24 protein-coding genes and 1 pseudogene are annotated in these 26,589 nt (G+C 37.8%); 23 read left to right on the plus strand and 2 right to left on the minus strand.

Features of this window, described 5'->3' with window-relative positions:
• The first annotated feature begins 24 nt into the window (after window positions 1-24).
• The gene (locus tag PQ474_RS01065) at window positions 25-822 is read left to right on the plus strand and encodes an enoyl-CoA hydratase/isomerase family protein (RefSeq protein WP_273839748.1); all 798 of its coding nucleotides are present in this window, start codon (window positions 25-27) and stop codon (window positions 820-822) included.
• Between the two features lie 267 nt (window positions 823-1,089).
• The gene (locus tag PQ474_RS01070) at window positions 1,090-1,650 is read left to right on the plus strand and encodes an RsfA family transcriptional regulator (protein ID WP_273839750.1); all 561 of its coding nucleotides are present in this window, start codon (window positions 1,090-1,092) and stop codon (window positions 1,648-1,650) included.
• 59 nt (window positions 1,651-1,709) lie between these two features.
• Here PQ474_RS01070 and tnpA read toward each other — a convergent pair.
• Window positions 1,710-1,976, minus strand: a pseudogene (gene tnpA, locus PQ474_RS01075) (IS200/IS605 family transposase); the annotation flags it as partial.
• A 177-nt stretch (window positions 1,977-2,153) separates the two neighbouring features.
• Window positions 2,154-2,672 (minus strand): N-acetyltransferase, encoded by a 519-nt coding sequence (locus tag PQ474_RS01080; RefSeq protein WP_273839752.1) that lies wholly within the window; start codon window positions 2,670-2,672, stop codon window positions 2,154-2,156.
• A 173-nt stretch (window positions 2,673-2,845) separates the two neighbouring features.
• Between PQ474_RS01080 and PQ474_RS01085 the strand changes: the two genes are divergently transcribed.
• The 21 genes from PQ474_RS01085 (at window position 2,846) to spoIIGA (ending at window position 26,572) form a co-directional block, all read left to right on the plus strand.
• Window positions 2,846-3,766 (plus strand): 2-dehydropantoate 2-reductase, encoded by a 921-nt coding sequence (locus PQ474_RS01085; protein ID WP_273839754.1) that lies wholly within the window; start codon window positions 2,846-2,848, stop codon window positions 3,764-3,766.
• On the plus strand, window positions 3,763-4,146 hold the full coding sequence (locus PQ474_RS01090) for a DUF3397 domain-containing protein (RefSeq protein WP_273839756.1): 384 nt from the start codon (window positions 3,763-3,765) through the stop codon (window positions 4,144-4,146). The genes PQ474_RS01085 and PQ474_RS01090 overlap by 4 nt, the downstream gene beginning before the upstream one ends.
• A gap of 82 nt (window positions 4,147-4,228) precedes the next feature.
• The gene (bshC, locus tag PQ474_RS01095) at window positions 4,229-5,848 is read left to right on the plus strand and encodes a bacillithiol biosynthesis cysteine-adding enzyme BshC (RefSeq protein ID WP_273839757.1); all 1,620 of its coding nucleotides are present in this window, start codon (window positions 4,229-4,231) and stop codon (window positions 5,846-5,848) included.
• A 153-nt stretch (window positions 5,849-6,001) separates the two neighbouring features.
• A complete protein-coding gene (gene mraZ, locus PQ474_RS01100) occupies window positions 6,002-6,433 on the plus strand; it encodes a division/cell wall cluster transcriptional repressor MraZ (RefSeq protein ID WP_273839760.1) in 432 nt (143 codons plus the stop codon).
• 207 nt (window positions 6,434-6,640) lie between these two features.
• Window positions 6,641-7,573, plus strand: coding sequence for a 16S rRNA (cytosine(1402)-N(4))-methyltransferase RsmH (gene rsmH / locus PQ474_RS01105; protein WP_273839763.1), 933 nt, complete (start codon window positions 6,641-6,643; stop codon window positions 7,571-7,573).
• A gap of 19 nt (window positions 7,574-7,592) precedes the next feature.
• Window positions 7,593-7,946, plus strand: a complete 354-nt coding sequence (gene ftsL / locus PQ474_RS01110) for a cell division protein FtsL (RefSeq protein WP_273840275.1) — start codon at window positions 7,593-7,595, stop codon at window positions 7,944-7,946.
• An 84-nt stretch (window positions 7,947-8,030) separates the two neighbouring features.
• Complete coding sequence (locus PQ474_RS01115; protein ID WP_273839764.1) at window positions 8,031-10,211, plus strand: penicillin-binding transpeptidase domain-containing protein; 2,181 nt, start codon at window positions 8,031-8,033, stop codon at window positions 10,209-10,211.
• An 88-nt stretch (window positions 10,212-10,299) separates the two neighbouring features.
• Window positions 10,300-12,225: a stage V sporulation protein D gene (locus PQ474_RS01120; protein WP_273839767.1), complete on the plus strand. Its 1,926-nt coding sequence runs from the start codon at window positions 10,300-10,302 to the stop codon at window positions 12,223-12,225.
• A 70-nt stretch (window positions 12,226-12,295) separates the two neighbouring features.
• Complete coding sequence (locus PQ474_RS01125) at window positions 12,296-13,753, plus strand: UDP-N-acetylmuramoyl-L-alanyl-D-glutamate--2,6-diaminopimelate ligase (RefSeq protein ID WP_273840277.1); 1,458 nt, start codon at window positions 12,296-12,298, stop codon at window positions 13,751-13,753.
• Window positions 13,754-13,910: 157 nt separating this feature from the next.
• Window positions 13,911-14,885, plus strand: coding sequence for a phospho-N-acetylmuramoyl-pentapeptide-transferase (gene mraY, locus PQ474_RS01130; protein ID WP_273840279.1), 975 nt, complete (start codon window positions 13,911-13,913; stop codon window positions 14,883-14,885).
• On the plus strand, window positions 14,886-16,241 hold the full coding sequence (gene murD / locus PQ474_RS01135; protein WP_390186066.1) for a UDP-N-acetylmuramoyl-L-alanine--D-glutamate ligase: 1,356 nt from the start codon (window positions 14,886-14,888) through the stop codon (window positions 16,239-16,241).
• Window positions 16,242-16,473: 232 nt separating this feature from the next.
• Window positions 16,474-17,571, plus strand: coding sequence for a stage V sporulation protein E (gene spoVE, locus PQ474_RS01140; RefSeq protein ID WP_273839769.1), 1,098 nt, complete (start codon window positions 16,474-16,476; stop codon window positions 17,569-17,571).
• A 261-nt stretch (window positions 17,572-17,832) separates the two neighbouring features.
• Window positions 17,833-18,936, plus strand: coding sequence for an undecaprenyldiphospho-muramoylpentapeptide beta-N-acetylglucosaminyltransferase (murG, locus tag PQ474_RS01145; RefSeq protein WP_273839771.1), 1,104 nt, complete (start codon window positions 17,833-17,835; stop codon window positions 18,934-18,936).
• An 87-nt stretch (window positions 18,937-19,023) separates the two neighbouring features.
• Window positions 19,024-19,944 carry a UDP-N-acetylmuramate dehydrogenase gene (gene murB / locus PQ474_RS01150; RefSeq protein ID WP_273839772.1) on the plus strand — a complete coding sequence of 307 codons (921 nt, stop codon included), beginning with the start codon at window positions 19,024-19,026 and terminating at the stop codon, window positions 19,942-19,944.
• A gap of 130 nt (window positions 19,945-20,074) precedes the next feature.
• Complete coding sequence (locus PQ474_RS01155; RefSeq protein ID WP_273839774.1) at window positions 20,075-20,854, plus strand: cell division protein FtsQ/DivIB; 780 nt, start codon at window positions 20,075-20,077, stop codon at window positions 20,852-20,854.
• Window positions 20,838-21,554, plus strand: a complete 717-nt coding sequence (locus tag PQ474_RS01160) for a DUF881 domain-containing protein (RefSeq protein WP_273839776.1) — start codon at window positions 20,838-20,840, stop codon at window positions 21,552-21,554. Before PQ474_RS01155 ends, PQ474_RS01160 begins: the two co-directional genes overlap by 17 nt.
• Before the next feature lie 6 nt (window positions 21,555-21,560).
• Window positions 21,561-22,268, plus strand: a complete 708-nt coding sequence (locus tag PQ474_RS01165; RefSeq protein WP_273839778.1) for a DUF881 domain-containing protein — start codon at window positions 21,561-21,563, stop codon at window positions 22,266-22,268.
• Window positions 22,269-22,271: 3 nt separating this feature from the next.
• On the plus strand, window positions 22,272-22,625 hold the full coding sequence (locus PQ474_RS01170) for a small basic family protein (RefSeq protein WP_273839779.1): 354 nt from the start codon (window positions 22,272-22,274) through the stop codon (window positions 22,623-22,625).
• A 192-nt stretch (window positions 22,626-22,817) separates the two neighbouring features.
• Window positions 22,818-24,095 carry a cell division protein FtsA gene (ftsA, locus tag PQ474_RS01175; RefSeq protein WP_273839781.1) on the plus strand — a complete coding sequence of 426 codons (1,278 nt, stop codon included), beginning with the start codon at window positions 22,818-22,820 and terminating at the stop codon, window positions 24,093-24,095.
• Between the two features lie 37 nt (window positions 24,096-24,132).
• Entirely contained in the window at window positions 24,133-25,296 is a 1,164-nt protein-coding gene (gene ftsZ / locus PQ474_RS01180; RefSeq protein ID WP_273839783.1) for a cell division protein FtsZ, read from the plus strand.
• Between the two features lie 343 nt (window positions 25,297-25,639).
• Window positions 25,640-26,572, plus strand: coding sequence for a sigma-E processing peptidase SpoIIGA (spoIIGA, locus tag PQ474_RS01185; protein ID WP_273839785.1), 933 nt, complete (start codon window positions 25,640-25,642; stop codon window positions 26,570-26,572).
• Window positions 26,573-26,589: the final 17 nt, after the last annotated feature.

The following is a 26,589-nucleotide window of genomic DNA, read 5'->3' on the forward strand; positions in this document are numbered from 1 at the left end:
ATTACAACAGGAGTAAGCATGATATTGTCGAATCTTACTAAAAAAGAAGGAGTGATTAGCATGGGTGTTGTAGTCGTTGAACAAGAGAAGAATGGTGTAACGTGGATTCGAATTAATCGAGAAAAAATAAGGAATGCTATAAATTTAGATGTAATGGATGAATTAAATGATGCTTTGCATATAGCGGAAAAGGATGAGAGTCGAATTGTTGTTTTGACGGGGGCTGGAGATCAAGCTTTTTGCTCAGGTGGGGATTTATCTGTTTTTCAATCGCTAAAAACAAGTGAAGAAGCTTACAAAATGTTGATGAAAATGGGAGCGGTTTTAGAGAAAATTTTATTTTTCCCCAAGGTCACAGTTGCTGCACTTAACGGTACAGCCGTTGGGGGAGGTTGTGAACTGTCTGTAGCGTGTGACTTTAGAGTTGCAGCTCCACATGTGAAAATGGGTTTTGTTCAAGGGAAACTGGGGATAACAACAGGTTGGGGAGGGGGCACAATCCTACTTCAAAGAATTTCTCAAGCTCATGCGATGGAAATGATGCTATCTGCAAAAATCTATCCTGCTAATAGTCTTATTAATTTAGGGATTATTCAAGAAATTATTTCAGGGCCTTTTCAGGAGGGGGTACTAAACTGGCTTAAACCTTACTTAAATCAAAACGCTGGAGTACTACAAGCTTATAAAGCGAGACTATTAGATAGTTTTGATCAATTGACAATCCAAAATAATATAAAAAGAGAAATCGAAGAGTGTTCCCTACTTTGGGCAACTGATGAACATCACGAAGCAGTTAACCGTTTTTTGACTCGTTCTAAATAAATGTTGAATACATATATCCATATTCGGCAATAATTTATTACTAGATGCGAGACTAATAATAAATGGAACTATCTAAATCGCTTGCCTAATAGGTACTGATTGTTTTAGGTTTGTTCAAAAAGGTAAACAAACTACCTTTTTGAACAAACTCTTGAACAGATTCTATTGAATAATTCCAAGATATTATCCTTTTTCGCTAAATAATAAGTCTTTTAACTCTAGTAGATGCATATGTATTAGCTATATAAAACTTTGAGGAGGGATTCTATGACAACCATTCGTCAAGATGCATGGAGTACAGATGAAGATTTAATTCTAGCTGAAGTTGTCCTCAGACATATAAGAGAAGGAAGTACGCAACTATCAGCATTCGAGGAAGTTGGAGAGAGGCTGTCTAGAACAAGTGCCGCCTGTGGATTTAGATGGAATTCGGCTATTCGAAAGAAATATGAATCCGCTATTGCACTTGCGAAAAAGCAGCGTTCAAAAGGTAAGAAGGCACAACTTGATACCGTGGAGTGGTCTGAGGAAATCAGTGAAGAAGTCATTGAATCTGTTCCAGAACTGGCTAAAGTTGAGGAACCCCCAATGGAATCGGTTCCTATTCCTAATTCTACTTTAACGATGGATACAGTTTTAGCTTTTTTAGAGGAATATCATGAGAATACAAAAAAGCAAGTATCTGAAGAAGAGGTAGATCAACTGAGAAGTGAAAATATTCAATTACGAAAAGAACTTGAAAAAGTAAAAGAAGAGAAGAAAATTATGGCAGAAGATTATCGAGCATTATTATCAATCATGGATCGTGCTAGAAAGTTGTCCATATAAGTACCAATCAAAACCACCCGTGATAACGGGTGGTTTGTTCTGCGGCTGGAAGCCTTTGTTATGAGACTACTTTTCCCTTTTAAGTATCCGACAAAAGATGACACACTTATTTTCGGTGGAATACTCACTAACATATGTACATGATCTTTACATGCAGTTGCTTCTATAATCTCAACTCCTTTCCTTTCACATAATGTGCGTAGGATTTCTCCTATATCTTTCTTTAACTTTCGATAAATCACTTGCCTTCTGTACTTTGGGGCAAATACAATGTGATACTTACAATTCCATTTTGTATGTGCTAAACTGTTAGTGTCTTTAGACATAAAGCTCCTCCCGTTTGCTTGATATATTGGTTGGCGAACCAAATATATTTTAGCACCTCGGTGGAGTTTTTTTAATACATCGCTAGAAGCTTTTTAGAACCCTAGGCCGAGCCTAGGGTTTTCATTTCCACAATAAAAAAACAGATGACATTGTTAAAATGTCATCTGTTTCTTTACTTAAATAGTCTCATCTGAGGCTTCTATATTAATAGGCTCTTGTTCATTGTTTTGTTCTTGAACTCCAGCTGGATACCAAACAAAAGGACTTTCACCCCGGTCTCTAGATGCGAGATAAGTGGTTGGTTCAAATCCTAGATGGCTCCAAAAGTCACTTGAGCCTTGTCTAGCATTAGTTTTAATAGGAAGGTTAAATGATTGAGCGAAGTTGACAAGTGCTTTCCCATATCCTTGCTTGCGATATGGTTCGAGTACTTCGAGCTTCCAAAGTTCAAGGTAATCTTGAGGTGGATCAAAGTAACGGTCAAATTTCCCTTCAATTCGATATAAGCTCATTCTAGCTACAAGTTTTTTTCCGTAATAAATACCGTAAAAAGGTGATTCACTATCGTTTTCAATAATGTTTGCTTCCAAATCACCTTTCATTGAAAGCTCAGCAGCACCAAATTCCCGGAAATTCTTAAACTCTTCTAGCGTTTTATAATTAACAAGTAAACGCTTAACTTCATAGTTGTTCATGTTTTTCTTCCCCTTTCAAAAGAGCATTAGACTTTTTTATTTTACTACAATTTCTCTTGTGAACGGTTAAAATTTTAAAAAAATTTTGGAATGCTCATAATCCTCTTAAATAATCGGTTAGTTTTGAAGGAGATTGTGGTACAATTTTCATAAAAATCAAGGAGTGTTACTTTATGAGAATTGTGATAATAGGATCAGGTTCAATAGGAATGTTAGTAACATTCTATTTAACAAAAAAAGGTCATCGTATTTCGTTGCTCACAAATCGTCAGGAACAAGCGCGGGTTCTAAATGAGAAGGGAATTCATTTGATCATTCATGATAATGAACGAGAAAGTGTAAAAGTGTCAGCGGATACATTTAAAGATTTACAGGCAAATGGTTCGATTGATCTCTTAATTCTAGCTGTAAAATCTCATCAAGTAAAAGATGTGTTGGCAAAGCTAAATCAATTACATATAAACATTCGAGCAATATTATTTCTACAGAATGGTATGGCTCATACAGAGTTACTTTCTACATTGGAAATTCCAGAAGTTGCAGTAGCTGTTGTTGAGCATGGAGCGATAAGGGAAAATGATTTTACCGTTTTGCACACGGGAATAGGACGATTAAAATGGTCCTATGTCTGTGAAGGGCAGGGGAGGATTAAAGATCTACTCTCGAAAAGTACACAATTACATTTTGATATTTCTTATGATATGCAATGGATTAATGTGCTTGAACAGAAGCTGATTGTTAATGCATGTGTGAATCCATTAACGGGACTTTTGGATATTAAAAACGGGGAACTTGTAAAAAATGACTATTGCCTCTCAATGATGAAAATGATTTTCAAAGAGGTAATGATGATACTCAACTTTAAGCAAGAAAATGACATGTGGAATCATGTAAAAGACGTGTGCTTGAAAACAGCAGAAAATTATTCCTCTATGTTGTTAGATTTGAAATATAACCGAAAGACTGAAATTGATAGTATTATTGGTTATCTGGTTCGGAGAGCTAAGGAGCAGAATCAAGAAGTTACGATTTTACCTTTTCTACTCCAAGGTATTCTTGCAAAAGAAACGAAAGTGGAGGGGAATGTAGATTGAGTAATCTATTAGCTTGGTTTGTTGCAACGATTGTTACCATTCCTTTATTAGGGTGGTATCTAATATACATTACCACTGTTAAAGTATCGAAAAATAAATCCAAATCCATACGTCTTGCCTCTGATTGGACAACGATTCTTTTCATGATGGCTGTTTATTTTATTATGACTGAATTATGGGCCAAATCTTTTTTGTGGATTATTTTAGCTGTTTTCTTTCTCATTGCTCTTTTATTTACTTGGATACATTGGAAGCTGTCTGGAGATATCCATGTAGGGAAACTATTTAGAGGAATATGGCGTTTTAATTTCTTATTATTTTTATGTATCTATGTATTGTTAAGTGGATATGGCTTAATATCGAGAATTTTAAGTTCATAATCAGTTCGTAACGCTTGGTCAAATGAATATACTTTGCTATGATGAAGAAGAATTTAGTAATGTGAAGGGGACGTCTAGACACATGGAAGTAACGGAAATAAACCTAGAAGTAAATAAAGGTTTCTTAAATGATTATGTCAATGGACATAAGATATCTGAGCATTTCTTTGATTATACATATACGGACGACCAGAAATACAAAAGTAGAGTAGACCATATTTTGACTCGTACCTATCAACGAATAGCATTAGCAGATTACTTTTCAAGTGTGCATGAGTCACTTCCTTATGCAAAGGAAGCGAATGTCCAAATTGAAAAGCTGCGTCAACCTGAATCGGTTGTCGTTGTTGGAGGGCAGCAAGCAGGACTGTTAACAGGCCCACTCTACACGGTGTATAAAGCGATGTCTATCATCAGTTTAGCTAAGCAACAAGAAGAAGAATTAGGTATCCCTGTCGTACCCATATTTTGGATTGCTGGAGAAGACCATGATTTAGATGAAATAAGATATGTATACATTGAGAAACAGGCAAGTTGGAAGAAACATATGTATAATGATACACCTTCAGTTGCATCAGCCTCCTGTATTCAGATAAATAAGAAGGAAATGGATAAATGGCTTAATGGAGTATTTGCTTCATTCCCTGAAACAGCTCATACAAATTCAATTATTGCGAAAACAACGGATTTATTACAAAAATCAGAAACGATAACAGACTTTTTCAAACAAATGATGAATTGGTTCTTTGGCAAAGAAGGTTTACTATTGCTAGACGCTCATGATCCAGCTATTAGAAAACTAGAACAAAACTATTTTCAATTATTAATTGAGAATATAGAAGATGTCCAATTTGCCCAACAAGAAGGAGCAAGAGCTTTTTCAGATGCTGGTTATGGTGACCCTATTGTGACTGACAAAGAAAATGGGCATTTGTTTCTAGAGGTTGAAGGTGAGCGGAGACGCTTAGACTTTCAAGATCACCATTTTATGATTAGAGGAACGGATTTGACATTCACTAAACAAGAATTGGTTGAACTACTAAAAGCGTTTCCTAATAGATTTAGTAATAATGTCGTAACTAGACCATTGATGCAGGAGTGGTTGTTACCGGTATTATCATTCGTATCTGGTCCTGGTGAGTTACTGTATTGGGCTACACTTAAAAAGGTATTTCAGCATTTTAATGTTCTGGTCCCGCCAGTTGTCCCAAGAGCTCAGCTTACGTTTGTTCCTGTTTCTGTGAAGAAATGGTTGGATGAAAATGAATATGATATTTTGCCGTTTATACAAGGTAAAACGACTGAACTTCAAGAATCGTGGTTACAGGACGTGACGCAATTTCCGGTCCAAGAAGTTATTAACAGAGTTAGAACTCAAATTACAGATGATCATCTTCCACTTAGGCAATTAGCGCAAGAGATGGATCCCACTTTGGCTGAATTAAGTAAAAAGAACCTAGCTATTTTGAAGAATCAAATTGATTTTATGGAAAGAAAAATGAATTTTTTCGTTCGACAAAGTCACGAACATACACTTTCGAAATTTCATGAAACAGGTCGTTGGTTAGCCCCGTTTAATCGACCTCAAGAAAGAATAATTCATCCGATTTTGTTGATGAATGTCATCGGTGAGGATGGTTTACAAAGATTATTGTCAAAAGAGATGTCGTTAAACGACACACATAAAATTGTGTATTTGTAAATTGATGTAATGATTTTCCGTCGAAATGTGGATAATTCAAATCCTGCCTTAGGGCAGGATTTTTTTGTTGTGGATAATTTGCAAATTTGTGGTGGTGTAAAGTGGAGGATTGTGGTAACTTAAGGGTAGCAAGTGGGGGGAGTTGGGTAAGCGATGTTTATGGGTGAATATCGCCATAACGTAGATGAGAAAGGTCGTATGATTGTTCCGGCTAAGTTTCGGGATGATTTAGGCTCGTCTTTTGTTGTGACCCGAGGCCTGGATCGGTGTTTATTTGTTTATCCACAGGAAGAATGGAAGAAGCTAGAAAGCCAACTGAAAACCCTGCCCTTCACTAAAAAAGATGCACGCGCCTTCACCCGTTTTTTCTTTTCTGGCGCGACTGAATGTGAACTTGATAAACAGGGGAGAGTAAATATAGCCTCACCCCTTAGGGAATATGCCGAGTTAGACAAAGAATGTGTCATCATTGGGGTTTCTAATCGAGTTGAGGTTTGGAGTAAATCAAATTGGGAAGATTACTTTGCTGAATCAGAAGAATCATTTAGTGAAATTGCAGAAAATATTGTTGATTTTGATCTGTAAGAGAGTTATAAAAAAAGTCGTCCTTTACCTTTTTCAATAACTCGAATCAATGAGTGGAACCGCTGCAGGTTTTAAGGCTGTCTGAGTTGTCTCTCAAACAGTCGCACAGCGAGTGTGCCATTGAATACGAACATTTTATATGCTCAATACACGTTTAAATCATCTATAGAAAATACACAATCGCAAAAGGGTGTTGGAGGTAAAATTATGTTTCATCATGTGACAGTACTTAAACAAGAATCGATAGACGGACTAAATATTAAACCGAATGGTACCTATGTTGATTGCACATTAGGTGGCGCAGGTCATTCATCCCTAATTGCTTCAATGTTAGGTGAAGGGGGACAACTTTATGCATTTGATCAAGATGATAAAGCTCTTGCCCATGCCAAACAACAGTTGGAACCTTTCGCGGATAAAGTAACCTTGATTCGAAGCAATTTCAGATATTTAAAACAAGAACTTGAAAATCGTGCGATACATGAAGTCGATGGAGTTTTGTTCGATTTAGGAGTCTCTAGTCCTCAACTAGATGAAGCTGAAAGAGGATTTAGTTATCATCAAGATGCAGCATTAGATATGAGAATGGATCAAACTGCAGAACTTACAGCGTTTACAGTAGTAAATGAATGGCCATTTGCTAAACTGGTTTCCATTATTTCAAGATATGGGGAAGAAAAATTTGCTAAACAGATTGCAAGAAAAATTGAAGCTCACCGAGAGAAAAAAAGCATAGAAACGACTGGAGAGCTTGTTGAAGTCATAAAAGAAGCGATTCCAGCTCCTGCAAGAAGAACAGGTGGTCACCCGGCAAAAAGAACTTTTCAAGCAATTAGAATTGCTGTGAATGATGAACTAGGTGCTTTTGAAGAAGCGTTAGAAGATTCAATTACGATGTTAAAAAAAGGTGGAAGGTTATCCGTAATTACTTTTCATTCTTTAGAGGACAGGCTATGTAAGGAAATATTTAAGGAAAATAGCAAAGGTCCTGATCTACCACCAGGTTTACCCGTTATTCCAGAGGGGTTTGAACCTACCTTGAAACTTATTACTAGAAAACCAATTGTTCCTTCTGAAAACGAGTTAGATATTAATAATCGAGCAAGATCAGCCAAGCTACGTGTAGCAGAGAAAAATTAAAGGGGGATTTAACTTGAGTATGGTCGCGCAAAGAATTCAAGAGCAGGAACAAAGGCAAGTTCTCAAACAACCACAGAAACGGATTAGGCAAGTAAGAAACCCAATTACTCTAGGCGAAAAGCTTATCGGAGCTATGATTGTTTTAGTAACTTTCACTGTTTTATGTCTGGTGGTCAATAATTATGCTACACTTTATAGTATGAACCGAGAAGTGAGTCAATTGGAAGCAGTGGTGCAGCAGCAAACCCAAGTAAACGAAGGACTTAATTTACAAGTGGTAGAGCTGAGTGCGCCTGATCGGATATTACATATTGCATCAGAGAGACTCGGGATGTCACTAGATGATAATAAGGTGAAAGTCGTCCAAAACTAGTTCAATTTGAGCTAGTTTTTTCAGGGCTAAGAGATATTGTCTGCGATCACACCTGATATATCGCATCATGAAAGGTGGAGGAAAGTGGAAATCAAACGATCTGTAACGAATAAACGAGCGGTATTATTATTAGCTATTTTTATTGTCCTATTTAGTGTCCTACTTGGACGAATTGTTTATATCCAAGTAACGAAGGAAGTCGATGGGCAAGATTTGCGAGCTATTGCACAAGATCGCTGGACACGATCCGAAGTAATAGAAGGTGTTAGGGGAACGATCTATGATCGGTCTGGAAGTGCATTAGCACAAGAACTGAAATCTTACACTGTTTTTGCGGTATTAGATAATAATCAAACTAGCTTTGTTGAAGATGTTGAAGAGACAGCTAGGCAATTAGCTCCATTAATAAACTTGAGTGAAGAACGTTTAGAACAAGCTCTAAGTACGGGACTAGCAGAGGGGAAATTTCAAATTGAACTAGGTTCCGGAGCTAGAAACTTAACTTTTGCAGAAGCGAGTGAAATCAAAGATTTAGAGTTAAGTGGGATTCATTTTCGTGATGAGCCAAGGCGTTATTATCCGAAGCAAACCTATGCTTCACATGTGATCGGTTATACAGAACGAGATATGGGACAATCTAGAATGGGTCTTGAGCGGAGTCTTGATGAGTTATTAAAAGCAGAAGACGGATTATTACACTATCAAAGTGATCGAAGAGGCTTAGCTTTGCCTAATCCGAATCAGCATATTACGCCTGCTACAAATGGTAACGATGTCTATTTAACGCTAGATTCGAATATTCAAACGGCACTAGAGCAAGTCATGACACAAGTAGAGACTGAATATGATCCGGAGAAAATGATTGCAATAGTAGCAGACCCTAAAACGGGGGAGATTCTTGCTATGAGCAATCGTCCTAGTTTCAATCCTAATCAATATGAACAGATTACCAATTACTTAAATTATGCTGTTTCAGATCGATACGAACCAGGTTCAACAATGAAAATTTTTACGGTGGCCGCTGCGATTGAAGAAGGCGTTTATAACGGCCAAGAAACCTATCAATCTGGTTCCATTCAAGTGGCTGATGTAAAATTCGGAGATCATAATGAAGGACGTGGTTGGGGAACGATCACATATGATGAAGGGTTTTTAAGATCCTCTAATGTAGCAATGTCAAAATTAGTACTTGAAAAATTAGGTGTCGAAAAACTATATGATTATTTACAACGTTTTGGCTTTGATAGTAAAACAGGAATTGATTTACCTAACGAAGCAGAATCCCTAATGGCTCGGAACGGACGAGTGGATGCTGCAGCAACTTCTTTTGGACAAGGTACAGCTGTTACACCGATTCAACAAATTCAAGCAGCAACAGCAATTGCTAATGATGGACAAATGATGAAACCATATGTGATAGATCGAATTATAAATTCAGATACAAATGAAGTTATTGAAAAGAAAGAGCCTGAGGTGGTAGGACAACCCATCTCTAAAGAAACCGCTAAACATGTAAGGGAACTATTAGGGCAGGTCGTTACGGCTTCAGCAGGTACTGGGCATCCTTACTATATTGAAGGCTTTGATGTTGCAGGAAAAACTGGTACTGCTCAGATTAGAAATCCACATGGGACAGGTTATATTCGTGGTCATGGTGAAAATATTTTTTCCTTTTTAGGGATGGCGCCTAAGGATGACCCGAAATTAATTGTGTACGTAGCTGTTGAAAGACCTAAGATCGGTCAGTTGGAAAGTGGTTCAGCTCCTACCTCTCTCATTTTCAATACGATAATGAAACATAGTTTACAATATTTAAACATTACCCCAACAGTAGAAGAGATCGTTGAGAAAACTGAAAAGGGATTTGAGACAGAGAATTATAGTGAGCAATCCATTGACAAAGTAAAAGAGACATTATCAGGCGAACAAATAGAATTGGTCGTACTTGGTGATGGGGGCAAAGTAGAAGCTCAACAGCCGATTGGGGCAAAAGGAATGCTTCCAAGAGAGCGGCTATTTCTGAGGACAGATAGTGATACGTTTAAAATGCCTGATATTACAGGCTGGTCAAATCGCGATGTTCGTAGATTTGCAAAAGTGTTGGAATTGAACCCAACGTTCTTTGGTAATGGATATGTGAAAACTCAAAGCATTGAACCAGGAACGAAGATTAAAAAAGGGGAGTACTTAGTTATTGAACTGGATAGTCTCAGCGAAATCGATGGAGAGTCTTCTGAAGAAGAGGTAGAACAAACAGTTGAATAAAGTCGTATTGGGACTCGCACAGTTCTAACCTGAAGCGTACAAGCATACGTTAAAACAAGCTGACAAATGTTTGTAGGAGGTATAGACGGTGCGAGTTTCTAATGTGACAGTAAGGAAAAGACTCATTTTAGTATTGTTTTTTGGACTGGCTATGTTCTTAATCATTGCCCTTAGATTAGGGTACGTTCAATTTGCTTTAGGTGACTGGCTAACAGATAGAGCGGAAGATTCTTGGAGTAGAGATGTCCCTTTTGAAGCAAAAAGAGGTGAAATTAGAGATCGTAACGATGTTGTACTAGCCACGAATGTAAGTGCTCCATCAATTCTTGTTGTACCTCGTCAAGTAAGAGACCCAGTTGATACTGCAGAGAAACTAGCTAAAGTGTTAAATATGGATCGTCAAAAAGCCTACGAATTTGTGACAAAAGAATCATCAATCGTTCGAATTAATCCAGAAGGACGTAAAGTAACAAAAGAGAAAGCAAGTGAAGTACGGGCCTTGCGTTTAGCTGGTGTTTATATTGCCGAAGATAGTAAAAGGCATTACCCAAATGGTAGTTATCTTGCGCATGTATTAGGTTTTGCGGGGATAGATAATCAAGGGTTAACCGGGCTTGAAGCGTATTATGATGATTATTTAAAGGGCGATAGTGGACATGTTTCTTTTTTCTCAACAGCAAAAGGAAACCGGATGCCTAATTTAGCTGATGAATATACATCACCAACAAATGGTCTTGATCTACGTTTAACCATTGACAGTCGAGTTCAGACTATTATGGAGCGTGAGTTAGACATTGCTGAAGCAACATATAACCCAGATGGAGCCATTGCTATTGCAATGAATCCTAATACGGGTGAAGTTCTTGGTATGAGCAGTAGACCTCATTATAATCCGGAGAACTTTAGGAATGTATCTCCAGAGATCTATAATCAAAACAAACCGGTCTGGATGCAATATGAACCAGGTTCAACGTTTAAAATTATTACGCTTGCTGCAGCTCTGGAAGAAGGAGAAGTGGATCTTGAGAAAGATACCTTTAATGACCCTGGCTATATAGAGGTCGCAGGACGACATTTACGTTGTTGGAAAAAGGGTGGACATGGACATCAAACGTTTCTAGAAGTCGTACAAAACTCTTGTAACCCTGGATTTGTTGTATTAGGAGAAAGACTTGGAAAAGATCGTCTTTTTGATTACATTGAAGATTTTGGTTTTGGTAAAAAAACGGGAATTGATTTGCAAGGAGAAGGGACAGGGATTTTATTTAACCGAGATCGGGTCGGCCCACTTGAACAAGCCACAACTGCTTTTGGTCAAGGGGTCGCTGTTACTCCAATTCAACAAGTTGCAGCGGTATCAGCGGCGATTAATGGAGGGTATTTATATCAACCTTATTTGGCAAAAGAATGGTTAGACCCCATGACAGGAGAGGTTGTTGAACGACAATCGTCCATTTTAAAGCGTCGCGTTGTTTCAGAAGAAACGTCTAAAGAAGTGCGGTATGCTCTTGAGCATGTCGTTGCGCTTGGATCTGGTAAGGGTGCTTATATTGATGGGTACCGGGTTGGTGGCAAAACGGGTACGGCACAAAAAGCAAAAGATGGAAGATATTTAGAGAACAACCATATTGTTTCATTTATCGGATTTGCGCCAGCAGATGACCCGCAAATTGTCGTTTATGTTGCCATTGATAATCCGAAAAACACTGTTCAATTCGGTGGAGTTGTAGCAGCGCCAATCGTTGGAAATATTATAGGAGATAGTCTGCTTGCTATGGGCGTTGAAAAAAGAGAAGGTCAAATTGAAAAGGAATTAACTTGGAGTGATGAGCCATTAATTGAAGTCCCTGATTTAATTGGACGAACAATGCGAGAAATTAATGAGTCTTACTATGAACTACAAGTAGAAATAGACGGAGAAGGACAGAATGTGCTTGCTCAATCACCGGAACCCGGTGTAAAAGTGACGCAAGGTTCTACAATTCGACTTTATATGGGTGACAAATCGGACTAGAACGTCTAAAATAATCAATGGCACTATAACCCATTATGTAAATGGATGGATAGAGAGGTTTTACTAAATGATGAAGTTACAAGAGCTATTGGAGCCATTGCGTTTTCAAAAAACACAATTGAAAGAGAATCCAGAGGTTTATTCACTAGAAATGGATTCAAGAAACATTACAAACGGGACTGTTTTTATTTGTATTAAAGGGTATACAGTAGATGGTCATGACTTTGCGATACAAGCGGAAAAACAAGGGGCGGTCGCGATTATCGCTGAGCGCCCTCTTTCTGTCTCCATACCTGTTATTATCGTTAAAGATTCTAAGCGGGCTATGGCCAGGCTCGCTTGTCACTTTTATGGCAACCCTACTGAAAAAATGCACCTAATTGGTGTAACTGGGACAAATGGGAAAACGACTGTGACGCATTTAATTGAAAGAATTATGCAAGATGCGAGTAAGAAAACGGGTTTAATTGGGACAATGTATACCAAAATTGGTGATATTGAGCAGGAAACAAGAAATACGACACCTGAATCGTTGCCTTTACAGGGATTATTTAAGCAAATGCTTGAAGAACAAGTAGATACCGTAATGATGGAAGTTTCTTCTCACGCGCTTCATATGGGAAGAGTTAGAGGGTGTGATTTCGATGTTGCTGTTTTTACTAACTTGACGCAAGATCATTTAGATTATCATCAATCAATGGAAGCTTACTTATATGCAAAAGGTCTTTTATTTGCTCAGTTAGGTAATACTTTTTCAGATAAAGTAGCTGTACTAAATGCAGATGATCCTGCTTCTTTGGAATTAGCTCGCTTAACCACTGTAGATGTTGTTACATATGGAATTAATGAACAGGCTGATATAAAGGCTGAGAATATTAGTATCACACCTGCAGGTACGAAATTTGACTTAATTGCTTTTGGAAATAGGGAAACGATCTCAATGAAGTTAATTGGAATGTTTAGTGTTTATAATGCATTAGCAGCTACAGCGGCAGCTTTAGTTTCCAATGTTTCATTACCCGTAATTAAGGAAAGTTTGCAACAAATCCAAGGGGTAGCTGGTCGTTTTGAACCGGTTGATGAAGGTCAAGACTTTACGGTTATCGTTGATTACGCTCACACGGGAGATAGTTTAGAAAATGTGTTAAGAACTGTAAAAGAATTTGCTAAAAAACAAATAATAGCGATAGTTGGTTGTGGAGGCGACCGCGACAAGACGAAACGACCGATCATGGCTAAGATAGCTGTAAATTATGCAGATCGTGCCATATTTACTTCTGATAACCCTCGTTCGGAAGATCCTGAACAAATCATAAAAGATATGATTGCTGGAGTTAATAAAGGAGAATATATTACGATTTTAGACCGTGAACAGGCGATTAATCAGGCGATTAAAGAGGCCAACCAGAATGATATAATTGTTATTGCTGGTAAAGGGCATGAGACTTATCAAGACATTGGTGGAAAAAAACATCACTTTGATGACAGAGAAGTGGCAAGAATGGCTATTAAAAAATATAAATCATAAAAGTGTTGTAGTTTGTTCGGTGAATTTTGCTATTTAAAGCATATAAAAAGCGGACGGATGAATATCAATATTAAGAGCCTTATTTAGAATAGGTCACCGTCCGATCATAAATAAAAACAAATCGTTATAAATGAAGAGAAAGGAGGAATGATCGGTGATGTTAGAACGCGTTTTACTTCTTACTTTACTGCTTTCATTTCTTATTGCTGTCTTACTTTCACCACTTTTCATCCCATTTTTAAGAAGACTTAAATTTGGGCAAAGTATTAGGGAAGAAGGACCGAAATCACATCAAAAGAAAACGGGTACACCAACAATGGGTGGTATTGTCATTGTCATTTCAATATTAGTCACCACTCTATTTATTTCTACTCGTTTTCTATCATTTAGCCAAGAAATCCTATTACTATTGCTAGTAACGGTAGGTTTTGGTTTAGTTGGATTTTTAGATGACTTTATTAAAGTAGTCTTAAAAAGGAACCTAGGATTAACGTCAAAACAAAAGTTAGTTGGTCAATTGCTTATTTCCTTTCTTTTTTATTTTGGCCTTATTCAAATGGATCTTTCAACTGAAATTTCAATTCCAGCCACAGGAATTGTTTTTGATCTAGGATGGTTCTACTTACCATTAGTCATTATTATGTTAGTTGGAGCTTCTAATGCGGTGAATCTGACAGATGGTCTTGATGGGTTACTAGCTGGGACAGGAGCGATTGCGTTCGGTGCTTTTGCGATCCTTGCTTGGCATTTGGGCTACATAGATGTATCTATTTTTAGTGCGGCTATTGTAGGGGCCGTTTTAGGATTTTTAGTGTTTAATGCGCACCCAGCGAAAGTTTTTATGGGAGACACGGGTTCTCTTGCTTTAGGTGGAGCCATTGCAGCGATTGCCATTATGACGAAAATGGAGATTCTTCTCATTATTATTGGTGGAGTTTTCGTAATTGAGACATTATCTGTTATTATTCAAGTTATATCGTTTAAAACAAGAGGAAAACGAATATTTAAAATGAGTCCATTGCACCATCACTATGAACTGTCAGGGTGGTCCGAATGGCGAGTTGTTGTTACATTTTGGTTTGTCGGGATGATTTTCGCGATCATTGGAATTTATTTAGAGGTGTGGTTGTAAATGGATATGCAATATAAAGGGAGAAAAATATTAGTGCTAGGGCTAGCCAAAAGTGGAGAAGCGGCTGCAAGATTGTTATATAGACTAGGGGCTTTCGTAACAGTTAATGATTCAAAACCCTATGAAGAGAATGATCAGGCACAAAAATTAGAACAGTTAGGAATAAAGGTCATTTGTGGACATCATCCATTAGAATTATTAGATGAAGGATTTGAAATGGTCGTGAAAAATCCGGGAATTCCTTATAGTAACCCAATTGTTTCAGAAGCAATAAATAAAGGAATTACGGTGGTGACAGAAATAGAACTTGCTTCTGCCATTAGTCCTGCCGAAATCGTGGCCATCACTGGTTCAAACGGAAAAACGACAACAACAACCTTAATTTATGAGATGCTAAAAAACAGTTTGCGGACTCCTTTACTAGCAGGAAACATCGGTACGGTCGCTTGTGAAGTGGCCGAACATGCGACGGAGCAAAATGTAATCGTGTTAGAAGTTTCTAGTTTTCAGCTCCTTGGAACAAAATCATTTAAACCAAAAGTAAGTGTATTTTTAAATCTATTTGACGCCCACCTTGATTATCATGGAACGAAAGATGAATATTTGCATGCAAAAGCGAGGATTACGGTTAATCAAACGTCAGAAGATTATCTCGTTTTTAATGCAGATGATGAGGCTGTCTCTAAAGTGGCGCATTCAAGCAAAGCTAAGTTAATTCCTTTTTCAACAAAGAGAGACTTAAAAAGTGGTTTGTATGTAAAGAATGGATGGATTTATGTAGATGATGAATCACTAGTTAAAATAGATTCTATTGTGTTGCCAGGCGAGCACAATTTAGAAAATATATTGGCTGCCATAGGGGCTGCCCTAACAATGGGAGCTAAGAGAGAGCAAATTGAGCATGTTCTAAAGACTTTTACTGGAGTTGAACACCGACTGCAATTTGTCAAAGAATATCAAGGTAGACGGTTTTATAATGATTCTAAAGCAACGAATATTTTAGCGTCGCAAAAAGCATTAGAGTCTTTTTCGCAACCAACTATATTACTAGCAGGTGGGTTAGACCGAGGGAATGAGTTTGGTGAACTAGCGCCATCTTTAGTCCATGTAAAGGTACTTGTTACATTTGGTGAAACGAAAGATAAGTTAGCTAAGGTTGCAGAGCAAGCTGGTATAGAAACTATATTATTTGCAGAGCAAATGGAAGAAGCGGTGAGACTTGCATATAAGCATTCTCTATCAGGAGATATTATCTTGCTTTCTCCAGCTTGTGCTAGTTGGGATCAATATAAAACGTTTGAAGAACGTGGTAAACGCTTTGTAGAAGCGGTTCAACGTCTAACCGTTAAGCTTTAGATTCGTAAGTGCAACTTATTAATAAAAGCATCATGCACGTTTTAGACCAAATCGATTCGGATTTGGTCTTTTTTAACTTAGGGTAATGGAATTTGCATAAATACACCTACCTTCTTCAATGAGAAATCATCTTGTGGACATGTTTCACTTGATTCTAGCATACGAATAAGGTGAGGGGTTGTACAGGAGGCTCTGTATACTTTAATTCGTGGTGGATGAGGTGTTTATTACTATGCCAAAAAAGAAAACAGCACCAGACTATGTTTTGTTGGTTGCCACGATTGCTCTTTTAGTAATCGGATTGATTATGGTTTATAGTGCGAGTGCTGCCTGGGCTAACTATAGGTTCGATGATTCTTTTTTCTTTGCAAAACGTCAGATGTTTTTTGCTGGAATAGGGGTTATCGCCATGCTCATTATGATGCGAGTGGATTATTGGACATGGAGAACTTGGGCTAAGGTTATCTTAATCATCTGTTTTATTTTATTAGTAATCGTACTAATACCAGGTGTTGGACTTGTAAGAGGTGGAGCAAGAAGTTGGCTTGGGGTTGGAGCTTTTTCTATTCAACCTTCTGAATTTATGAAAATGGCAATGATTGCTTTCCTGGCGAAATATTTATCTGAAAATCAAAAGAAGATCATCTCTTTTAAAAAAGGATTGGTTCCTTCACTTTCTCTCGTCATGGTAGCATTTGCTATGATTATGCTTCAGCCCGATTTAGGAACAGGGGCCGTGATGGTAGGAACCTGTGTTATTATTGTTTTTGTTGCTGGCGCACGTCTTAGTCATTTCGCATGGTTAGGCGTCGCAGGATTAGTAGGTTTTATCGGATTAATTGCTTCGGCACCTTATCGAATTAAGCGAATTACCTCTTTCATGGATCCATGGTCAGATCCTTTAGGGAGCGGGTTTCAAATTATTCAATCTCTTTATGCAATTGGGCCAGGAGGATTAATGGGCATGGGTCTTGGTGAGAGTAGACAAAAATATTTTTATCTACCAGAGCCACAAACCGATTTTATATTTGCAATTCTATCAGAAGAGCTTGGGTTTATTGGGGGATTTATTGTTCTTTTGCTTTTTGGTATTTTACTATGGAGAGGAATTCGAATTGCATTAGGTGCTCCTGACCTGTTTGGAAGTTTTTTAGCCGTTGGAATTATCTCGATGGTTGCCATTCAAGTAATGATTAACATTGGTGTAGTAACGGGTTTAATGCCTGTAACAGGTATTACACTACCTTTACTTAGCTATGGTGGTTCTTCTTTAACGCTAATGCTTGTTTCGATAGGAGTATTGTTAAATATAAGTAGATATGTAAGATAACGATACGATGTAGACTGAGTAGTGGGATGTAACCATTGCTCAGTGTTTTTTTGTCTAATAAACTACGCATACGTTTTAAGAATGAATGAGTTATTGGCTGAATAGTTTGACAATGGCATAGGGAATCCATTGACATAAAGATTGTTATTCATGTAGAAATATGAAAGATATTGGTATGAGCGAAAAACAAATAGGAATCGTGTATAATACAAGTTCTGTTCATGATAAAATGGTACTAATCAATGTATTGGGAGGAAACCGATGAGAGTAGTTGTAAGTGGTGGAGGCACAGGTGGTCATATTTATCCAGCCATGTCTTTAATTAAAGAAATAAAACGGAAACATGCTGATGCTGAAATATTATACATAGGAACAGAAACGGGATTAGAGGCTGATATTGTCCCAAGAGAAGGAATTCCATTCGAAACTATACGTATCTCTGGGTTCAAGCGCAAGCTTTCATTGGAAAATGTAAAGACCGTCACTCGCTTCATAATGGGAACTCAGCGTGCCAAAAAGCTAATTAAACAATTCAAACCAGATGTGGTGATCGGAACAGGAGGTTATGTATGCGGTCCGGTTGTTTACGCGGCTGCTAAACTTAAAATTCCGACAGTCATCCATGAACAAAATAGTGTGCCTGGTTTAACGAATAAATTTCTTAGTAGGTATGTAGATCGAGTAGCAATTTGCTTCGATGAAGCAAAATCATTCTTTCCGGAAAAAAAAGTAGTTTTTACTGGTAACCCGAGAGCTTCCGATGTCTTAAACATTGATCGCGAAGCAGGTAGGTCATCTTTAGGACTTAATCCGACTAAACGAACGGTTCTAATCGTTGGAGGAAGTAGAGGCGCTCGTCCAATTAATGATGCATTTAGTTCCGTTTTAGATAAATGGGCAAAACAAAATTACCAAGTTGTATATGTTACAGGTGCGGTTCACTATGATGCTGTGATGGAGAAGGTCAAAGCGGTCGATCAATCTCCTAATATTATTATTAAGCCGTTCATCCACAATATGCCCGACGTACTTGGAGCCGTCGACTTAATTGTGGCCCGTGCTGGGGCTACCACGTTAGCTGAGATCACCGCGCTTGGATTACCGAGTATTTTAATACCTAGTCCATATGTAACGAATAATCATCAAGAGAAAAATGCCCTTTCTTTAAAAACAAATGGAGCGGCCATCGTTCGTAAGGAACAAGAAATGAATGGCCAAACTTTATTAGACGATATTGATCATGTGTTTAATGGAAATGAAAAGTGGCAAACGATGCATGAGGCAGCCCTAAAATTAGGTGTCCCAAAAGCTTCAGAAAATGTATATAACGCACTTGTAGATGTAATTCAAAAAGGGGAATCTTGATCTTTCTGAACAATTAACTGGGCTTTCGCATAAATTAAAGAAACGATCGCGAAGTAACTTCTTAGAGCATGAAATGAGGGAACTTAAATGGATACATTTTTAAAGGAAATAAAAAAAGAACAAATTGGAATCATTAAAGAAAATGAAAATCTTTCAAATCACACAACATGGAAGATTGGTGGACCAGCAGATGTACTAATAGAACCAAATAATTTGGATAGTTTAAAGCGTCTCATGCGATTAATTACACTTCATAACATTCCCTGGAGGGTAATTGGAAGAGGTTCTAATTTACTAGTGGCTGATGGAGGAATTGAAGGGGTTGTGATTAAACTAGGAAAAGGTTTAGATCATCTTGAAATAGAAGACGATCAAATAAAGGTAGGGGGAGGTTACCCCTTAATTAAACTAGCGACGGTAATTAGTCGTGAAGGCCTTTCTGGACTGGAATTTGCTGGAGGGATTCCTGGATCTGTAGGTGGGGCTGTATTTATGAATGCGGGAGCTCATGGGTCCGATATATCAAACATCTTAAAACAAGCGTTGGTCCTATTTCCTGATGGGCGACTTGAATGGATTAAAGGGGAAGATATGGGTTTCTCATATAGAACGTCAAGATTACAGAAAGAAAAAGGTATTTGTGTAGAGGCTGTGTTTCAGTTAGAAAAGGGCGAAAAAGAAGAAATTGTTAAACACATGCAAGCAAATAAAGATTATCGAAGAGAATCACAGCCATGGAAACATCCTACATGTGGTAGTGTGTTTAGAAACCCACTGCCAAGCTATGCTGGTCAATTAATTGAAGAAGCCGGATTAAAAGGTTTTCAAATCGGAGGGGCACAAATTTCTCCGATGCATGCGAATTTTATTGTCAATGTAGATGAAGCCAAAGCGCAAGATGTGTTGGATTTAATTTCTCATGTAAAAGAGACCATCAAGGCTAAGCATGATATTGAAATTGAAACTGAAGTAGAAATGATAGGTCGGCCAAAAGAAAACGAAAAATGAGATTAATTTTAACCAGAAATATGGTACAATTGAACCTACCATTACGTATCTCCTTCCATTTAAACAGGTGAAAATATGGATGGAAGGAGATCTTTATGTGAGAATGTAAGGTGGGTCGGGGGAATAAAGCATGAGTAGGGAAAAAGTAGTTACAATTAATGAACGAATCCCATCGCTAAAAGAGCAGCGAAAACAGCGTGCTAACCGGCGTTTGCTGTTTTTTTTATCTTTCTTTTTCTTACTTTTATTGTTAATGATGTATTTTCAATCCCCGCTAAGTCATGTGAGGAATGTGGTTGTAGAAAATAATCACTTTGTTTCAGATGAAAACATTATTAAGCTAAGTAAGATCGATGATGGGACAAGCATGTGGAATTTAGATAAAGATGAGATCCAAGAGCGTATACTTTCACATAAAGAAATTGCTAAAGTAAGTGTAGAAAGGGATTTCCCTATCACGGTTAGGATTGAAATTGAAGAGTATGCAAGGATTGGGTATCTTTATCGAGATGATAAATACTTCCCTATTCTTGAGACCGGTCAATATTTAGATGAATTGCCTAAGCATGAATTTCCATCAGATGCCCCGTTGTTAGTTGATTTCTTACAAGGGGAGGAGTTAGCTGAGTTATCAGCGGAACTACAAAAGTTATCTAGTCAGTTAATAGAGAGAATCTCGGAAATTTTTTATCGGCCATCTGAAAATGACCCTCTCTCTGTTGTTCTCTTTATGACAGATGGAATTGAGGTTCATACTTCAATCAGAGATTTCTCAGGAAATTTAGCTCCTTATCCGTCCATCGTTGAGGAGTTGAACGAAAGTAAAAAGGGAATTCTTCATATGAGAATGAGTCCATATTTTGAAGAATTTGAAACAGAGGAGGAAACCGATAGTGAGAGTGAAGGGTAAACACGTCATTCTATCCTTCGTCTTACTTGTGACCGGGTTTATCTTAGCACTTAGTTATGAAATAACGAATGAAAGAAGTTCAACACTAATGCCAGGATATGAACGTCAATGGGAAATTGAAGATGAGTTAAGAAATCAAGTGATTATGGAGCAAACGACTAATCGGAATCTACAAGAAGATCTACGATTATTTCAAGCTGAAGTAAGGGAACTTGAGAATAGCTTAGCGTCCATTGACAAAGAACAAGAAGCAAAGGCTCAAAACCTTTTAGAGGATATTGAGCGACTAAGAAAACTTGTTGGCCAAGTTCAGGTGGAAGGACCAGGGATTGAAATTTCATTAGAAGATGCAGACTATGTACCTGACGGGGATAATCCTAATAACTATATTGTACATGAGTTCCATATTCAACGTGTGGTCCATGAATTGTTTGTTGCTGGTGCTGAGGCTATTGCGATCAATGGTTTTAGATTATCGCATCAATCCTACATTCAGTGCACAGGTCCGGTCATTAGGGTCGATGGGAATACATCTTCAGCCCCGTTTGTTATTACAGCGATTGGTGACTCGGACCACTTGGAATCGGCACTTACTTTACCTGGTGGAGTTCATTATCAGCTTGTTAATGATGAAATCAGCGTGCGTATTCAAAAGAAAAATACGGTTACACTAGAGCCTCATCTTGTAGAAAGCGGGTGAGCACAATTGAATAAAAAATGGATATTTACAGTGGTTACTTTTATTATTGGATTGATGCTAGCTGTACAGTTTCAATCAACGCAAGAACCAGTTGTCCGAGATACTAGAGATATTCGAGAGCTCCGTAGGGACTTATTAACGGAACAAGAACGTCGTCAGCAACTAAATACAGAAGTAGAGAAAATACAAACTTTGTTAGCTCAATATGAGAGCGCAGTTGATAATCGTGATCAGGACATACTTGATGTATTATCACAGCAAGTAGAAGACCTTCGAATGGAAGCTGGTCTTAGTGAAATGAGTGGAGAAGGCTTAATCATTAAAGTTGATACCTTATACAACGATCAATTTTATGGACAGGCTAGAAGAACACCCTCACCTGATATATTTCGTTTTTTAGTTAATGAATTAAATATTTATGGGGCTAATGAAATCTCGGTGGGCAATGAACGCCTTATAGCAAATTCAGCATTTCGTAGTGTAAATGGTGTAACGTATCTTAACAACCGTCGATTACCTCCTCTTCCAATAGAAATACGGATTTTATCTGATAAGGCCGAGAGACTACATAATCAAATGGTTGTATCTACTTCAGTAGAAGAATTTGAAATTGAGGGTTTCTCGTTATCATTTGAAATAGTTGATGAAGTAGTAGTGCCTGCATATGACCAAACGAGACGGGTTCGCTATATGGAAGAAGTAAAGGGGGGGTAATGGATGTGGTTACCGATTATTGGTTTGCTAATTGGAGTAATATTAGGGTTAATGACAGACTTTCGTGTTCCAGCTGAATACTCAAGTTATTTATCAATTGCCGTATTAGCAGCACTTGATACATTATTTGGAGGAATTCGTGCTTATTTACAAGAAACATTTGATTCTAATGTTTTTTTAACGGGTTTTTTCTTTAATATTTTATTAGCTGCAGGTTTAGCTTTTCTAGGTGTACATCTTGGTGTAGACTTATACTTAGCAGCAATTTTTGCCTTTGGTGTTCGGCTATTCAACAACATTGCTGTAATTCGTCGGTTATTGTTGTCAAAATGGGAAAGAAAGCCAGCAAAATGGTGATTTTTGAAAAACACCGAGAAGGCTTTGTGAAAAAATATAAAAAATTAAGAAATTCAGCGTTTATAAAAAGGATAACCGAATCCTATGTTGAATTAGTTTATAATCTATGAAGTTTTCAGGTGAATTCTAAATTTGATAGAGAATATCGTTGTTATTTAAGAGGACGCATGAATTACAGGGAGGTGCCACAGATTGAACAACAGCGAGATATACGTAAGTTTAGACATCGGTACATCCAATGTCAGAGTGATAATTGGGGAAATGTCAAATGGTACGATGAATATTATCGGAGTTGGTAAGTCGAACTCTGAAGGAATAAAAAAGGGATCAATCGTTGATATTGACGAAACGGTCCAGTCCATTCGTAGAGCAGTTGAACAAGCGGAGCGAATGGTGGGACTTTCGATAAAACAAGTAGTTGTCGGCGTCAATGGAAATCACGTTCAATTACAACCGTGTCATGGCGTTGTTGCGGTCTCAAGCCCGGATCGAGAAATAGGCGATGAAGATATTACTCGTGTGATTGATGCTGCACAGGTGGTATCAATACCTCCAGAACGAGAAATTATTGATGTAATTCCAAAACAATTTGTTGTGGATGGTCTTGATGAAATTAATGACCCTCGTGGTATGATTGGTGTTCGGCTTGAAATGGAAGGTATGATTATAACTGGATCGAAAACGATTTTACATAACCTTCTTCGTTGTGTTGAACGTGCAGGGCTTCAAGTTGCAGATATTTGCTTGCAGCCTTTAGCAACTAGTTCAGTTGCTATTTCGAAAGATGAAAAAAGTTTGGGTGTTTGTTTAATTGATATTGGTGGTGGCTCCATTACCATTTCAATCTTTGAACAAGGTACATTGCAAACGACATCTGTTTTACAAATCGGTGGAGATCATATTACAAATGATATTGCGATCGGCTTGCGCGTTTCGACAGAGGAAGCAGAGCGAATCAAAACAAAGCATGGACATGCTTACATTGACGATGCTACTAAAGATGAGCGATTTAATGTGACAACAATTGGACGTTCGGAAACAGAAGAATGTTCACAGTTTGATCTTGCTCACATTATTGAGCCAAGAGTAGAGGAAATGTTCGAATTGATTTACCGTGAAGTTGCTACGTTAGGTTATCGTGATTTTCCAAGTGGATATGTTTTAACTGGTGGAACTGTGATGATTCCAGGTGTGTTAGATTTAGCGAGTGAATTATTGCAAGGAAATGTTCGAATTGCGGTTCCTGATTATCTAGGAGTTAGAGAGCCACAGTACACTGCAGGAGTAGGGCTTATCCAATTTGCTTATAAAAACGTGAAGGTTCAAGGGAAAGAAGTAGCTGCTGCAGTAAGCGCAGCTGAAACGCATCAAGAGCCTAAACGTGAACAAAAAGAGTCATCTGCACCTAGAACTGAAAAGCCGAAATCAAAAGGTAAAATGAAGAACTGGTTTAAAGTCTTTTTTGAATAGAAATGAAGTGGGATTAGTCTGATTAGGGGGACCTTACATGTTAGAGTTTGAAATGGATATGGAACAATTAGCACAAATAAAGGTAATAGGAGTTGGCGGTGGTGGAAGTAATGCCGTTAACCGAATGATAGAAAACGGCCTACAAGGTGTAGATTTTATCGCAGTAAATACAGATGCTCAAGCGCTTCATCTATCTAAAGCAGAAGCAAAGCTTCAATTGGGTGGGAAATTAACCCGGGGATTAGGGGCAGGTGCTAATCCTGACATCGGGAAAAAAGCAGCTGAAGAAAGCCGCGAGCAACTAGAAGAAGTGCTACAAGGAGCTGACATGGTATTCATTACTGCCGGTATGGGTGGTGGAACTGGTACTGGAGCTGCACCTGTAATTGCTGAAGTAGCGAAAGAGTTAGGAGCTTTAACAGTTGGTGTTGTCACACGTCCATTTACATTTGAAGGTCGCAAACGCTCTACGCATGCTGCTGCGGGTATACAAGCATTAAAAGATAAAGTAGATACATTAATCGTCATTCCGAATGACCGATTATTAGAAATTGTAGACAAAAACACGCCAATGTTAGAAGCTTTTAGAGAAGCAGATAACGTTTTACGCCAAGGGGTTCAAGGGATCTCTGATTTAATTGCAGTCCCTGGTTTAATTAACTTAGACTTTGCTGATGTTAAGACCATTATGAGTGAAAAAGGATCAGCATTAATGGGGATTGGTATTGCTACAGGAGAGAATCGTGCTAGTGAAGCTGCTAAAAAAGCTATTTCAAGTCCATTGCTTGAAACGTCAGTCGATGGAGCACAAGGTGTTCTGATGAATATTACTGGTGGTTCGAATCTTTCACTTTATGAAGTGCATGAAGCAGCAGAAATCGTTTCAGCTGCATCTGATTCTGAAGTTAATATGATTTTTGGTTCTGTCATTAATGAAAATTTAAAAGATGAAATTGTCGTTACAGTGATTGCTACAGGGTTTGATGTTGCTGCTGAAGGTAATAATCAACAGAGGCATCAACATCAACACCAACGTCCAGAAACTCCAACGGTTTCAAGGGGACAAACAACTCAAGCTCCAATTCAAGAAGAGCAAAAGGAACATCGTTTTGCTCCTCAGCAAAGTAATTCTGCACCAGAACCAACAGATACATTAGACATTCCAACATTTTTGCGTAATCGTCGAAATCGCAATCGCTAAAATAAAGGAAAAGCTGATTCAAGAGTCTCAAATGAGACGAATTGAATCAGCTTTTTTTTTGGAAATAAGTCACTTTTTTGATTAAAATGAGATGATAAGAAATGATCTGAATAATCAATAAGGAGTTCATTAAATGAGTTGTTAAATAAGGCGTTATTATAGGCTTTCTTTTGAATCTCCTGATTGATACTCTCAAGTATACATTTTTTATTATTTCCCAACTTGAAAAAAGCTGACAATTTATCTTAAAATCTCTCAAAATAACCCCCACTTGCTTGTCATGAAGCGACAGACTTCTTAATAGAATGTGTAATATACTTGTTTCAAATCAATGGATGTGAGGATGGATATGACCTTATATATTGATGTGATCTGGTTACTGAACCTTTGTATTGATTATTTATTAATTGCTTTAACAGCTTTAGTGTTAAAGCGACGCTTTCAACACATTCGTATGATCCTAGCAGCATTATTTGCATCGCTCATTGTATTTTTAATGTTCAGTCCTGTTGCATCTTTGTTTTATGAGCCCTGGATGAAATTCCTTTATTCTGCGGTAATCGTTTATATTGCTTTTGGCTATAAACGGTTTCGATATTTCATTCAAGGCTTGCTAATGTTCTATTTCGTTGCTTTTATGACAGGCGGTGGTTTATTCGCACTTCACTTTTTCTGGCAAACCGAGGTAGCCATACTAGATGGAATTGCACATGTAAATTCAGGGTATTTCGGTAGCGGCATTAGTTGGGTATTCGTCGTAATTGGCTTTCCACTAATTTGGTTTTTCTCGAAGCACCGTTTTGAAACCATCGAGGTCAAACAAGTTCAATATGATCAACTTGTCGATGTTGAAATGACTATTTCTGGATATACCTTTACGGCAAGAGGGTTGATTGATAGTGGAAACCAATTATCCGATCCATTAACCAAAAAACCGGTTATGATTATTGAAGCTCAACTTCTCTACTCTTATTTTAATAAGGAAGCAGTGGATCACATCATGAGCTTTCACGAGCAACCTGAAGTTGAAGAGGGATTTGATGAGCGATTACTCGAGCGTGCAAGTATTATCCCTTATCGAGTCATTGGACAATCTTCACCTTTTATCACAGGTCTTAAACCAGATCAGGTAATCATTTATTACCAAAACCAACAATTTGTTACGAAGAATGTATTGCTAGGGTTACACGATAAGGAATTATCTCCAGATGGGGCATTTAAGTGTATTGTTCATCCAAAGTTAGTACTCGGTGTTTCCACTGATAAACTAGCATAAAATGAGTATTTTAGGAG

It is taken from the genome of Halalkalibacter alkalisediminis, from assembly GCF_028610705.1.
Taxonomy (GTDB): Bacteria; Bacillota; Bacilli; order Bacillales; family Bacillaceae_D; genus Halalkalibacter; species Halalkalibacter alkalisediminis.